Genomic DNA, 14,235 nt, shown 5'->3' with positions numbered 1-14,235 from the left:
CAAATGAAAAACGTATATCCACATATAATTATATTTTTGGCTTTATTAGGTTGTAAAAATAATGTGAAGGTTGCCACGGCCCCAACTGACAATGCCAGACCCAACATTGTTTTGATACTTGCCGATGATTTGGGGTATTCTGATCTAGGTAGTTATGGAGGTGAAATTAATACGCCAAATATAGATAGTTTGGCCTATGGTGGTATACGCATGACCAATTTTTATAATTCTGGCAGATGTTGTCCAACGCGTGCTAGTTTACTAACAGGTTTGTATGCACACCAAGCCGGAATAGGTAACATGGTCTATGGTGAAGATTTAGGCGGTGCTTATCAAGGTTTTTTAAACAATACCTCAGTAACATTGGCCGAGGTTTTGAAAAGTGCAGGGTATAAAACCTTGATGTCCGGTAAGTGGCATGTTGGTCATAAAGAAAAAGAACAATGGCCTACTAGTCGTGGTTTTGATAGATTTTACGGTATTAATATACATGTGGATAGTTATTGGAAGGTATTGGAAGGTTGTGACGTATATCTTGATGGAAAAGTACATATCCCGGCAACAGAGGACCCTATCAACGATTTACACCCTGAAAAAGATTGGTATACGACAGATGTATTTACAGATTACGGTATACATTTTTTGAATGAAGAGGTTGTAAATAAGCCTGAAAATAACGAGCCGTTCTTTTTATATATGGCATATAATGCACCACATTTTCCTTTGGAAGCACCAGATGGGGATATTGCAAAATATAAAGGCAAATACATGGATGGTTGGGATAAGTTAAGGGAGGAAAAGCATGAACGGATGAAAAATCTTGGTGTCATACCACAAAATGCAATTTTATCACCATCAGATAATGTTAATTGGGATACTTTACCACAAATTGATAAGGAGAATCTTGATTTTAGACGTGCAATGTATGCCGCCCAAATCGATAGATTGGATCAAAATATTGGGCGCCTTGTACAACATCTTAAAAAAATAGGCAAATATGAAAATACTTTGATTTTATTTTTGTCAGATAATGGGTGTTCGGCCGAAAGAGGTATGTTTGGTTTAAATTGGGATAAGAATAAGATGGCCAATTATGCTGATTGGAAAGAAGAAAGTGGATGGTCTGTAAGTCAAGGTCAAGCTTGGGCAAATGTTAGCAATGTGCCTTTTAGACTTTATAAACGTTACGTGCATCAGGGAGGAACGGCTACCCCTTTTATAGCACATTGGCCAAATAAAATTAATCCCGGACAAATTAATACACATCGCGGACATATTATAGATGTCATGGCTACCTTACAAGATTTGGCAAAGGCATCTTATCCCGAAACCTTTAAAGGTAATAACATAACTTCACTGGAAGGGAAAACCTTAACACCTTTATTTGAAGGAAAAAAGGTAGAGGACCATAAGTATCTGTATTGGGAACATATTGGAAATAGGGCTGTCCGAAAAGGTGACTGGAAGTTGGTAGCTGTAAGTGAAAGTCCATGGGAACTCTATAATCTAAAAGAAGATCCAACAGAATTAAACAATTTGGTTGATGAAAAACCTGAATTGGTCATAGAGTTGAAAAGGGCCTATTTTGAATGGGCAGAAAGAGCTGATGTCAGAGAGTGGCCATTGCCAGCGAATAAAAACTAATTATACACTTGTTATAAATGAAGAGGAGGCAGGTGGTTAATTACCTAATTTTCAACAATAACCGGTTAGGAAGGCTGCAAAAACAAATTTAGATAATAGAAAAAAAACCAATAAAACAGTTTTTAAAGCAACTGGGGGAGGAAAATTATATGCTTCCATGGATGAAACATCTCCTATTGTTCTTATATCTCATGGCCTAGTACCTAAACACGAGCTTGCAGGATAGTCCCACAGAACAGTTGGTGACATAGGTCTGGATATCCACTAAATAGTGTATACAATGACCACTCTGTTTTAAAGCCGGCAATGTTTTTTTGCAATGAGCCCAGGATTGTGTTCCAAACCAATTTGGGGTTCACTATGAAGGTCATATATACGTGCCGGATGAAGGCCCCAAATGGTTTTTAGAGCCTATGTGTTTATTTGAAGACCAATAAACTTAAGTTGGCAATTCGGTGTCTTTTTATGGCGGGATTTTATTTTTAATATGATAACTGGATATAATATGAAACTACAAAATTTTTACAAATTACTATTGTTTTTAATGATAGCTTTAATTGGATGTAAGGAGAGAAAAATTACGGTCAACAGCAAAAGTTCAAAAACAAATAATGTTGCTCTCAAAATGAATGCTGAATCATTCAAGAAAAGAATTGATGGGAAAAGCACAGATTTGTTTAGTATTAAGAACGCAAACAATATTGAAGTCGCATTTACTAATTACGGCCAGCGATTGGTGTCTCTTTTTGTTCCTGATAAGAAAGGGGTATTTGAAGATGTTGTTTTAGGTTTTTCAGATTTGGATGGATATTTAAATGCCCAAGAAAAATACTTTGGAGCTACGATTGGAAGATATGGTAATAGAATAGCAAAGGGCAAATTTTCCATTGGAGACACTGATTACCAACTGGCTTTGAATAATAATGGAAATCATTTGCATGGAGGTGATAAGGGTTTTGAAAGCTCGGTATGGAATACCCGACAAATTTCAAAAAATGAAATTGAGTTTGAAAGGATTTCCATTGATGGTGAAGAAGGTTATCCTGGAAATTTAAATGTTAAGGTAAATTATAGCTTAACCAATAGTAATGAACTTAAAATAGTTTATACGGCAACCTGTGACCAAATTACTATTATTAATTTAACCCACCATTCCTTTTTTAATTTAGCAGGGGAAGGTAATGGAACTATTAAGGACCATATATTAACTGTTAACGCCAATAAATTTACACCAATTGACAATGGCTTAATCCCTACAGGAGAATTGGCAGATGTTGCGGGTACACCCTTTGATTTTAGATTGGGAAAATCTATTGGTAAGGATATAGAATCTAAAAATGAACAATTGTTATTTGGCAAGGGGTATGACCATAATTTTATTTTGAATAATAATCCGGTGAAGGATGAAGGCTTAACTTTTGCAGCTAAGGTTAAAGAACCCAAAAGTGGAAGGGTGATGGAGGTGTACACCAACGAACCAGGTTTGCAATTTTATAGTGGAAATTTTCTTGATGGTGAAGATATAGGAAAGAGTGGTAAACCATATATTTACAGAGGGGCATTTTGTTTAGAAACCCAACACTTTCCCGACTCTCCAAATAAAACAAATTTTCCTAGTACTGTTTTAATGCCAGGTGAAGTTTACACATCAATTTGTGTTTATAAATTTTTAGTCGAAAAATAAAGTGGGATAACTTTTAGTAATATAATTGATCCCAAAAAAATCTTGTTCTAATGGCTTTTAAAAAAAAATGGTGTGCCACATCTTAAGGGAAAACAAGGTAAGTTATGGTCATATTGCAGCATATAGATGAAAACGCTGCTTAATTTTACAATTTAGTATTTTGAAATTTATTTTACCTAAAAGCATTATCCTATATTTTTATTTCCTGTAAAATTGAATAAGGTATCCAGAATCTACCGAATTGATTCTGTCTCCAGGATCAATTAAGACCTTTTGCGCTATATGAAATTGGTGATGGGTTTTTTCGTTGGCTTGCTGAGTGGAATTAGCGGAGTCACAGGTTCAAATCCAGTAGGGCCCACAATGACAAAGACAAGGTTTCCATGAAATTGGGAGCCTTTTTTGTTTGGCCAAATATCCGAAATAGGCTCATTTTATAAGTACACAAGAAGGATCATGACCAATTGTTGTGTTTATGCGAAAATTGTCGTCAACAATAAAATTAATATACCTTGACGATACAAGGAATAAAATAGTCCCGGAGATCAAAGTTAAATGCTGGTAGTCGCAAATATTATCTGTAACGTCAAAAGGAGAGAGGTATCTATTTAATAGTTTTATGGTGATTTCGGGTGTTTTCAAAATATTGATTATTAGCCCTAATCAGTTATTTCAATGAACTGGATAGTAAGCTTGGAAGATAATTAAAGTAGGTAGATTAACGAGGAGTTGATTCGCCATATTTTTATAGACAATCAAATATTTCACCATTTTTTTTACATAAATATGTAATAACAACTCAGACTTGCAAAAATGCAATCATAATTTGCAAATAATTCAGTAGATATGATTTACGTATCCTTCTAGTTTTACCCTCAATTGTTGGAAGTGGGACAAGGCTCCATGTTAATCTATGGCGGATTAATCTGTTGAAGCTAAAATTATGACCGAAATAAATGTGCTGTTCTTACATTCATATTATTGGTTTCTTTTTAATCATCCAAATCGATTTTCCAACTAATTGCCAAACACATGGCTGAATATTTAAGACATATAATATTAAAAAAGATAGATACTCTATATCTAAAATTTTTATAGAATTATGAATGGAATATCCATAATCGACATCCTTGTTATAATTTTCTATATTTTAGGAATACTTTTTATAGGTTTAAGGGTAGCACGAAACCAATCCCAATCTTCGGACAGTTATTTTTTGGCAGGGCGCAAATTGAAATGGCCGGTTATAGGCGCTGCATTGTTCGCTTCCAATATCTCAACAGTGCACCTAGTAGGTCTTGCTGCCTCTGGTTTTAATGATGGTTTGGTTTGGGGGAATTTTGAGTTGTTGGCAGTTTTGACCTTAATAGTATTAAGTTTGGTTTTTGCTCCTTTTTACTACAAGAACAAAATATCTACACTTCCTGAATTCTTGGAAAAAAGATACAACTCTTCTGCACGTACATGGATGGCGTTTTTGGCTCTTCTTGGAGCACTGTTCATGCATATAGGAGTAAGTCTATATGCCGGTGCGGTGGTCTTTGAGCATTTCTTTGGGCTAAATGTATATTTGTCGATATTGTTAATATCCTTAATAACAACGATTTACACGGTTATTGGTGGACTGCAGTCTGTAGTTGTAACAGAAACCATACAAACTGTAATTCTAATAGGAGGCGCAATAATTCTCACTGCCTTTGCCATTCTTGCACTTCCCGACCATGGAATACATAATTTGACCACTTTAAAAAACTCCATAAGGCCGGAACAATTGAATCTATTGCCTTCCTCCACAAATACATCAGGACTTACATGGCAGGCATTGGTATTGGGCTATCCCGTAATCGGTATATGGTATTGGTGCGCAGATCAGACCATTGTTCAGCGTGTGCTTGGAGCAAAAACTTTAAGGGATGCTAAATTAGGTCCTTTATTTGCTGCTTTTATAAAAATATTACCCGTCTTTATTTTAGTGCTTCCAGGTGTGCTTGGTTATGTTTTGTTCAAAGATATTATAACAGATGCCAACGATACATATCCTGTGTTAATAACCCAATTGCTTCCTACAGGATTAAAAGGGTTAATGGCCGCCGCCCTTTTAGCTGCGCTTATGAGTACTATTGCTGCAGCATTGAACAGTGCCGGCACATTGGTTTCCATAGATATTGTAAAAAGAAATAGGCCCCGTATTACCGATAGGCAAGAAATTTTGATAGGGCGGATTACTGCCATAGTCGTTATGGCCATAGCCATTGCCTGGTCGCCGTTAATTGCAAAATTCAATAGTATCTTTGAAGCTATTAATATCTTGTTGACTGTAATTTCGCCTCCAATTACCACTGTGTTTGTATTGGGATTATTTTGGAAGCGGGGTAACCATCAAGGTGCCATCGCAACATTTATTGGGGGTTTTTTGTTAGGATTGGTAGCGTTCCTAATCGATTTTCCGATTGTAGGAGACACAAAGGTGATAACAGAAATTTTGGGGGTTCCTTTTATGATGCAGGCATGGTGGCTTTTTGTATGCAGTTGCGTTATTTATGTTGTTGCCAGCTTGGCAACTCCACCGCCCGACTTTGAAAAAATCAAAAATTGCACCTTGAGCTCCCCTCTAGCCTTCTTAAAAAAAGAAGAAGGAGAAAGATTTAACACACCTTTAATTCTTACTTCAATTTTAGTATTCTTAATGACAATCTTATATATCACAATTGGATAAAAAAACAACGACATGAATTTATTTGTTAAAACTTTTTTAATCGTAGCCTTGGGCTCTACATTATTGGCATGTACAGAAAACAAAAAAGAAAGTAAAACTGATTCAACTATTCTTTCCAACGGATACAATAATGTAAAAAGATATGGATCAGTTATTAAGCTCAGGCCTGAGAAGCAAGATGAATATATAGAACTTCACGCTAACCCATGGCCCGGTGTCCTTGAGCAAATCACTAAAAGTAATATTCGCAACTATTCCATATACCTTAAGGATGGTTATTTATTTAGTTATTTCGAGTATATAGGCAATGATTTCAAAAGCGATATGGCAGAAATGGCCAAAGATTCAGTTACCAAGGCTTGGTGGAAATTAACCGATCCTTGTCAGGAACCTTTAGAAACCAGAGCAGATGGTGAGTGGTGGGCCAGTATGGAGGAAGTCTTTCATCATGATTAATTCTAATATCCATTTTCACATTAAATCAATCAAATGAAATCTAATATATCACCAGATTTACCCATAAACAAAAGACCAATAGTCATTATTGGTGCTGGGGGAATCGTAGGGGACGCCCATTTACCAGCCTATAGAAAGGCAGGCTTCAAGGTAAATGCAATATATGACCTAAACATTAATAAAGCGTGCAAATTGGCTACTACATTCGAAATCCCCGTTGTTTGTAAAGATATAAATGAACTTATAAGTATAGCCAAAAGGGATAAATGCATTTTTGATATGGCTCTACCGGCCTCTGCCATTTTACGGGTTTTACCTTTGCTCCCGGACAAATCCGGAGTGCTGATCCAAAAACCAATGGGGGAAGACATCGAGGAAGCCAAGGCAATATTGAATCTCTGTAAAAAAAAGGAATTGGTTGCAGGGATCAACTTTCAGCTAAGGCATGCTCCTTATATCAAGGCAGCTAAAGAAATGATTGATAATGGTAATATAGGTGACCTGCACGATATTGATGTGCGAATTAATGTATTAACGCCCTGGCATTTGTGGGGCTTCCTATATGAACTTCCTAGGATGGAGATCCTTTACAATAGCATCCATTATATAGACATGATACGGTACTTTTTAGGCAACCCTAAAAGAGTGTTGGCGAAAACCACAAAACATCCCAATATGCCTGAGCTGGCAAACACGAGGTCTTCCATTATTATGGATTACGGGGATTTTATAAGGGCCAATATAAACACAAATCATGGCCATGATTTTGGCATAAGACATCAGGAATCCTATTTCAAATTTGAAGGTACAACGGGTGCAATAAAAATTGTGGTAGGTCTTAACCTGAATTATCCCGAAGGATTACCAGATCAGTTCGAGTTCATCACCACTGAAAATGATCAAGGATGGCAAACTTTGGAAATAGAAGGGTCTTGGTTCCCCGATGCATTTATAGGTACCATGGCAGGTTTAATGAAGAAAATGGAAAACCCTGATTATAATTATATCAACTCCGTTGAGGATGCTTTTTGCACCATGGAGGTAGTTGAAAAATGCTACGAATCCAGTGCTGGACAAGAAAAAAATGGTAATTATTAATATTTGAATAAGAAATACATTGAAAGTCGGTCTATTTATACCATGTTATATTGATCAATTTTATCCACAGGTGGGAGTCGCTACACTAGAGTTATTGGAGAAATTAGGTGTAAACATTTACTACCCTAAGAACCAAACTTGTTGTGGTCAGCCAATGGCTAACTCGGGATTTGAATGCTATTCAAAGGATACTTGCAAACTATTTATCAAAAACTTCCGTGAATATGATTATGTCGTTACACCTTCTGGCAGTTGTGCTTACCATGTTCGGCACCATTATAATATAATTGAACAAAATGAAAATGTTACCCACTTAAGAAAAAACACTTTTGAACTTTGTGATTTTATTGCCAACGTAATGGAAACCCTGCACTTAGATGCTTCTTTACATAAAAAAGTTGGACTACATCAGAGTTGCCATGGTTTAAGGGGTCTGAAACTTGGTCAGGGCAGTGAATTGGTTTCCGAACCGCACTCCATCGCGGAATCATTGCTTTTAAAAGTACAGGGACTTGAATTGGTTTCTCTTAATAGAAAAGATGAATGCTGTGGTTTTGGTGGGACTTTCGCTATAACTGAGGAAGCAATTTCAATTAAAATGGGAAAAGACAGACTAACCGATCATATTAAAAATGGTGTTGAAATTATAACAGCGACCGACATGTCCTGCCTGATGCACTTAGAAGGGATTTCCAAAAGAAATAATTTGCCTATCGAGGTTAAACATATTGCAGAAATTTTAAATAGCCAATGTTAACACATTCACAAGCAGCAAAAGAATTTAATAAGGACGAGAGTCGAGTAGATTGGCATGACAAAGCCATATGGCATTTGCGCCAAAATAGAGATTTAGGCGTCAATAAAATTCCCAATTGGCAACAATTAAGAGAAACGGCTTCGGAAATTAAGCTTAATGTACTATCCCATTTAGATACTTATCTCGAAGAATTTGAAAAAATGGCCCTGTCAAACGGCGTTCATGTCCATTGGGCTTTGGACGGTGATGAGCACAATAAAATTGTTAAGGACATCCTAGAAAAGCATAGTGTGCAGAAGCTGGTTAAGAGCAAATCAATGTTGACCGAGGAATGCAATTTGAATCCCTATTTGGAAAAGTATAGCATTGAGATAGTGGATACAGATTTAGGTGAACGGATAATTCAATTGGCCAAGGAAAAGCCAAGTCACATAACCGCTCCGGCAATTCATAAGAAGAAGGAAGAGATAGATCAGCTATTTCAGAAGATGTTGGGTACTCCTCCTTCAAATGGAGACGCCCAGTTTCTTGTCAATGCCGCTCGTACGGATTTACGGAAAAAATTTCTTAATGCTGATGCAGCTATTACCGGAGTCAACTTTGCTATTGCGGAGTCGGGCGGTTTCGTTGTCTGTACCAATGAAGGCAATGCCGATTTAGGGGTTCATTTAGCGCCAGTCCATATTGCTTGTATGGGCATAGAAAAGATTATACCCAAACTTGAACACTTAGGAGTATTCTTGAGGCTATTGGCAAGAAGCGCCAACGGTCAATCCATTACGTCCTATTCTTCCCATTTTTTCAAACCTAGGAAAGGACAAGAAATGCATATTGTAATAGTAGACAATGGAAGGTCTAAACAACTGGCAAGTGAGGATTTTAGGAATTCTTTGAAGTGTATAAGATGTGGTGCTTGCATGAACACATGTCCAATATATCGACGTAGTGGAGGCCATAGCTATGGGAGCACTATACCTGGTCCCATTGGATCAATTTTGTCTCCCAACATCGACTTAAAAAAATATTCGTCATTACCATTTGCATCAACATTATGTGGGTCTTGCACGGATGTTTGCCCTGTGAAAATCGACATCCACTCCCAATTGTACAAGTGGAGGCAAATTATTATGAAAGAACACCCAAATAGAGTTAAACAGATGGCGATGAAAACGAATCAGAAGGTATTTGAGCATCCCAGGCTCTATAATATAGTTGGAATTGTTATGCGAAGGGCTATCAAATTATTACCTAAAAGTATTTTATACAATAAACTAAACATATGGGGAAAACAGAGAGATTTACCCAATGCCCCAAAGAAAAGCTTTAAAGAATGGTACAATGAAAGAAGTTAACAGTAGGACCAAAATACTATATCGGATTAAGGAAAATAAGCCAAATGATAAAACCAATATCGATTTAGGTCAATTTTTTATTGACGATAATGAGAATAGCGTTATCAATTTTTGTGAGAATTTAGTAGACAACGATGGGGACTATCTAATTCTAGATCGAGCGGATAACTTACAAGAGGTGCTTCTAAAGGAAATCAATGGGAGATCATTCGCAGATTTAACGGGAAATATTGTAGACCATCAAAGTTGGAGTTTTAATGGACTGATCAGCCCTAAAAAATGGAGTGATATTAAGGTTTCGATAATCAATGGTATTATTGGAGTGGCCGAAAATGGAGCAGTTTGGTTGGACGATGATTCGATGCAGAATATTAGGACCCTGCCTTTTATAGTGGACCATACAATCTTTATTCTGAATGTTAAGCAAATTGTGCCTACAATGCACCATGCTTATGAAGCCTTGGGTAAAATTAAAACCGGATTTGGAGCCTTCATTGCAGGCCCATCCAAGACGGGAGATATAGAACAAAATTTAATTATTGGAGCACATGGACCAATGTCCCACCTAGTTATAATTGTCGGCTCTTCTGATTCCCAATAGGAAAATCCTTAGGTGCAAGATGAACTCTGACAATGGGAGTAAAAACAAAAAAATTATTGTTTTTAGGTAAGCAAGGCAAAATATGGATTAATGGCAATAAAGAGAATAGTTTGTTAAACAATTGCTATTATGGACATTGTAACAACCACTTAATTAATTGTAATAGTAATGAATTCAAATGTTTTAAATGACGATCTAAATAAACGCAAACAAAATATGATTAACAAGACAAGTAGAATACTTATGGGAATTATGTTGATAAGTTTCCCATTATTTATTAATGCTCAGCAAAAGTTGAAGCGAGCAGATAGTTTTTTTGGCTTTCACTTTGATTTTCATGCCACCGCAAATGATAAAGATTTAGGAAAATACTTTAATGAAAAGGACCTAGCGGATTTTTTAAGACGTACAAAACCCGATTACGTACAAATTGACAGCAAAGGACATCCTGGGTTTTCAAGCTATCCTACCAAAGTTGGATACTCTGCTAATAGTTTCAATCAAGATCCCATGAGGCTATGGCGAGAGGTGACCAATTCCTTTAATATCCCCCTTTATGTACATTATTCTGGCATATGGGATGATAAGGGAATTAGTAGTAACCCGGAATGGGCCCGTGTAAATGCAGATGGCTCTAAAGACCTTAGACATGCCGCCTATTTAGGTCCATATTCGGATAAACTATTGATTCCTCAAATAAAAGAAATGATCGATAATTATAAAATCGATGGGGCATGGATAGATGGCGATTGCTGGGCTACAGGCCCTGATTATTCTCCAGAAGTTGTTGACGCCTTTTTACAGGTAACAGGTTTGGATGCGGTACCATTAAATTCCGAAGACCCAAATTATGGTAAATGGTTGGATTTTAATAGAACCAAATTCAAACAATATTTGGAACATTATGTAGATGCAATTCATACCTACAAACCTGGATTCCAAGTAGCAAGTAATTGGGCCTATTCTTCGATGATGCCCGAAAAAGTAAATATAAATGTCGATTTTCTTTCGGGAGACGTTTCAGGCCAGAACTGTGTTTATAGTGCTGCCTTTCAAGCTCGTTGCCTTGCCTTGCAGGGGAAGCCTTGGGATTTAATGTCATGGGGATTTGTGCCTTTGGATTTTTCGGCAGGTATTCATAGTCCTAAATCGCTGGTACAGTTACAACAGGAAGCGGCTCAAGTAATGGCTATGGGGGGCGGATTTCAGGTATACTTTCAGCAAAATAGGGATGCGTCGTTTCAGAATAGTATAGATGTAGATGCAATGACAAAACTGGCAGAGTTTTGTAGAGAACGACAACCTTTTTGTCAGAATAGCAATGTGATACCTCAAATTGCTTTATGGTATTCTGGGGAAGGTTGGAAGAAAGATAATAAAGGGGTATATGGATGGGGGTCGAATATGGAAGGCCTTAATAACCTATTTATGGACGGTCAAAACTCTGTTGAAATCTTGATGGACCATCACCTGGATGAGCGTATGGAAAAGTATCCTGTAATTGTTATTCCGGAATGGGACCATTATGACCGCATTTTAAAAAAGAGATTACTGGAATACGTACATAACGGCGGAAATCTTTTTGTTATGGGCGCTAATGCTGTAAATCAATTTGAGCCGTACTTAGGTGTTACTTTTGTGGAAACCAACAGCCATGAACAATTTAATATAGGGGATAAAGATCTAAATGGTATTACAGGAATACGGACCAATTGGCAAAAAGTAACCCCTAAGGAAGGAACTAGTACTATTGGCCACGTATACCATCAACGTGATTACCGTTTTGCAACCGAATTTCCAGTTGCCACCATAGCTGATTACGGGAAAGGGAAAATTGCCGGTTTGTATATGGATCTGTCAGAATCATATAATGTGTCCAGGCACCCCATCTATAATAAAATAGTGAACAATGTATTGGACAAGCTTAATCCAACCCCAGGGGTGCGCGTAATTGGAAGTGAAAAAATACATGTTGTACTTGGTAAAAATGAATCGAATATATTAGTACATCTAATTAATGCCGATGGGGCACATTTTAATAAAAATGTTTACGGTTATAGCGAGGTGATGCCTTCCAATTCGTTAACTATAGAGATTAAATCCAATAATAAACCTAAGGCAATTAATTTACAGCCAGATGGCAAGCGACTAAAATTTGATTATCAAAAGAACCTTATAACCGTAAATGTTCCACCAGTGGATATTTATTCGATAATTGAGGTTGAGTATTGATCAAAAATTTTTGATTTAGTTTCTCTTTTTTTGGGTTACCTATTAATCCAATATGGTGGTCATATCGTTTGAAACATCAGATAATACAATGTATAGTGTCCAATAACCGTAAAAAACCTTTTTTTTACGGTTATTGGATGCCAAACTCCCTTCCAATTTAACCGCAAGTATCAGTACTTATGGTTAAAATTTTAAGTATCCGGTTAAACTTGCAAATTGACATTTTTCATATACCTAGTTCTGTTGCCTAATTCAGCTTGGCCCATTGCTTGGAACAAAAAGGGGTAGTGACCGATATTATAGACGGGTCCTTGTGGCATCATAATTTAAGAATCACACAGGCATATTTAAAAGATTTGAATAATCCGGTCTTGGATGTTGCTTGCCGGCTTTTATTATGGAGCAATACTTTCCAAAAGTTTATTTACAAATAATCTCCTTATGCTATTTTGTGAAACTTATTACATAGCAAGGTCGATTTAGAATAGATCCAATATCTGTAATTATGAATTGTGTCATTATCCAAAGAGGTAGCGATATATGGACCATGTCTATTTCACAATCTCTTGTTCAAATGTAATTTGATATATTCAGAAGGACTAATTTGTTTGATTGCCTTAAAAACTCTATTAAAATTTGAAATATTATTAAAACCTGATTCATAACACACCTGGGAAATATTGCATTTATACTCCATCAACATCTTGCATGCAAAACCTATTCTAATTTCATTAACAAATTGCGTAAAGGTTTTTTTATGGTAATTAGAGAAATAGCGACTAAAAGAGGATGGATTCATATGTGCTATCTTTGCAATTGTTTCAAGTTTAATTTCTTCTTTGAAATTATTCATTACATAATTGTAAACAGGAGCCATTCTACTTTTTGGAATACCTTGAAATGAGTTAACAAAACCCGAACTGGACAATAATTCAAAATCATTTCGAGCAGCCAATTCCGCCATAATGTTAATTAGGATATTAACTCTGTCATAGGCCGAGCTTTCTACCATATCAGTCGCCTTTTTAATTATAGAACTATTTGCTCCACCTCTAAAGGCGACACCAACTTTTGCCTTTTGTATAAGTGAAATAATATTTTCCATCTCTGGTATTTGTTGCATTCCCGAAACCAACTTGTTGTCGAAGTGTATAACAACAGCTTCTGCTTTCAATGCAGAATGTTCTTGGAAATATATATTATCGTTTAGCCAAAGATGTGGTAAATTCTCCCCCATTAATACTACATCCCCAGGTATAAATTTTTTAATACTGTCACCAACAAATCTGGTACCTGTACTAGATAATATAACATCCAACTCCAATTCAGGGTGATAGTGCCAGATTTTTAAAAAATTTTCAGAACTGTAATTTTGAAGACTTACCGATTTATTTGGTTCAATGTACCTCCCGATTAGTTGTGCTTTCATTTTTTGCCTTCCAAGTTTAGTTTTAAAAATCTAACACAATATACTTAATTCACCAAGTATAATGCCATAATATTTAGATATAATCAATCTATTTGCAAAAATCGTATCATAATTGGAAATAATTTTAGTAGATAGCACTTTGGTTTCCTTCTAGTTTTACACTGAAATATTATTACGGAAGTGAGCATATTATTAAAAGAACCTTCCATAATCAAAGTTTGGATGAAATTAGGGTTTAGTGTGATTTTGATAGTTCAAGAAGGACT

General features: G+C 36.3%; 10 protein-coding genes. 9 read left to right on the top strand and 1 reads right to left on the bottom strand.

Going from position 1 to position 14,235, the window contains the following annotated elements; translation table 11 throughout:
* Positions 1-3: 3 nt before the first annotated feature.
* The 9 genes from C7972_RS19885 (at position 4) to C7972_RS19845 (ending at position 12,540) form a co-directional block, all read left to right on the top strand.
* Entirely contained in the window at positions 4-1,644 is a 1,641-nt protein-coding gene (locus tag C7972_RS19885) for an arylsulfatase (protein ID WP_181422947.1), read from the top strand.
* A 544-nt stretch (positions 1,645-2,188) separates the two neighbouring features.
* A complete protein-coding gene (locus tag C7972_RS19880) occupies positions 2,189-3,328 on the top strand; it encodes an aldose epimerase family protein (protein ID WP_258364907.1) in 1,140 nt (379 codons plus the stop codon).
* A gap of 1,102 nt (positions 3,329-4,430) precedes the next feature.
* Positions 4,431-6,044, top strand: coding sequence for a sodium:solute symporter (locus tag C7972_RS19875; RefSeq protein ID WP_110357920.1), 1,614 nt, complete (start codon positions 4,431-4,433; stop codon positions 6,042-6,044).
* A gap of 12 nt (positions 6,045-6,056) precedes the next feature.
* Positions 6,057-6,500 (top strand): L-rhamnose mutarotase, encoded by a 444-nt coding sequence (locus C7972_RS19870; RefSeq protein WP_110357919.1) that lies wholly within the window; start codon positions 6,057-6,059, stop codon positions 6,498-6,500.
* Positions 6,501-6,533: 33 nt separating this feature from the next.
* Positions 6,534-7,598: a Gfo/Idh/MocA family protein gene (locus tag C7972_RS19865; RefSeq protein WP_110357918.1), complete on the top strand. Its 1,065-nt coding sequence runs from the start codon at positions 6,534-6,536 to the stop codon at positions 7,596-7,598.
* 19 nt (positions 7,599-7,617) lie between these two features.
* Positions 7,618-8,355, top strand: a complete 738-nt coding sequence (locus C7972_RS19860) for a (Fe-S)-binding protein (RefSeq protein ID WP_110357917.1) — start codon at positions 7,618-7,620, stop codon at positions 8,353-8,355.
* Positions 8,349-9,707 (top strand): lactate utilization protein B, encoded by a 1,359-nt coding sequence (locus C7972_RS19855; RefSeq protein WP_110357916.1) that lies wholly within the window; start codon positions 8,349-8,351, stop codon positions 9,705-9,707. Before C7972_RS19860 ends, C7972_RS19855 begins: the two co-directional genes overlap by 7 nt.
* A complete protein-coding gene (locus C7972_RS19850) occupies positions 9,694-10,308 on the top strand; it encodes an LUD domain-containing protein (RefSeq protein ID WP_181422946.1) in 615 nt (204 codons plus the stop codon). The genes C7972_RS19855 and C7972_RS19850 overlap by 14 nt, the downstream gene beginning before the upstream one ends.
* 168 nt (positions 10,309-10,476) lie before the next feature.
* On the top strand, positions 10,477-12,540 hold the full coding sequence (locus tag C7972_RS19845) for an alpha-L-fucosidase (protein ID WP_110357914.1): 2,064 nt from the start codon (positions 10,477-10,479) through the stop codon (positions 12,538-12,540).
* A gap of 556 nt (positions 12,541-13,096) precedes the next feature.
* Here the strand turns inward: C7972_RS19845 and C7972_RS19840 are convergent.
* Complete coding sequence (locus tag C7972_RS19840; RefSeq protein ID WP_110357913.1) at positions 13,097-13,969, bottom strand: AraC family transcriptional regulator; 873 nt, start codon at positions 13,967-13,969, stop codon at positions 13,097-13,099.
* Between the last annotated feature and the right edge of the window lie 266 nt (positions 13,970-14,235).

The sequence above is a fragment of the Arenibacter sp. ARW7G5Y1 genome (genome assembly GCF_003201775.1).
GTDB lineage: Bacteria > Bacteroidota > Bacteroidia > Flavobacteriales > Flavobacteriaceae > Arenibacter.
The sequence above is the reverse complement of the archived record's forward strand: the minus strand, read 5'-3'. Positions and strand labels throughout refer to the sequence as shown.

Excerpts from the sequence above, each read along its gene's own strand:
- C7972_RS19865 (WP_110357918.1), top strand. The coding sequence starts at position 6,534 with ATGAAATCTAATATATCACCAGATTTACCCATAAACAAAAGACCAATA.
- C7972_RS19885 (WP_181422947.1), top strand. The coding sequence starts at position 4 with ATGAAAAACGTATATCCACATATAATTATATTTTTGGCTTTATTAGGT.
- C7972_RS19880 (WP_258364907.1), top strand. The coding sequence starts at position 2,189 with ATGATAGCTTTAATTGGATGTAAGGAGAGAAAAATTACGGTCAACAGC.
- C7972_RS19870 (WP_110357919.1), top strand. The coding sequence starts at position 6,057 with ATGAATTTATTTGTTAAAACTTTTTTAATCGTAGCCTTGGGCTCTACA.
- C7972_RS19875 (WP_110357920.1), top strand. The coding sequence starts at position 4,431 with ATGAATGGAATATCCATAATCGACATCCTTGTTATAATTTTCTATATT.
- C7972_RS19855 (WP_110357916.1), top strand. The coding sequence starts at position 8,349 with ATGTTAACACATTCACAAGCAGCAAAAGAATTTAATAAGGACGAGAGT.
- C7972_RS19850 (WP_181422946.1), top strand. The coding sequence starts at position 9,694 with ATGAAAGAAGTTAACAGTAGGACCAAAATACTATATCGGATTAAGGAA.
- C7972_RS19845 (WP_110357914.1), top strand. The coding sequence starts at position 10,477 with ATGAATTCAAATGTTTTAAATGACGATCTAAATAAACGCAAACAAAAT.
- C7972_RS19840 (WP_110357913.1), bottom strand. The coding sequence starts at position 13,969 with ATGAAAGCACAACTAATCGGGAGGTACATTGAACCAAATAAATCGGTA.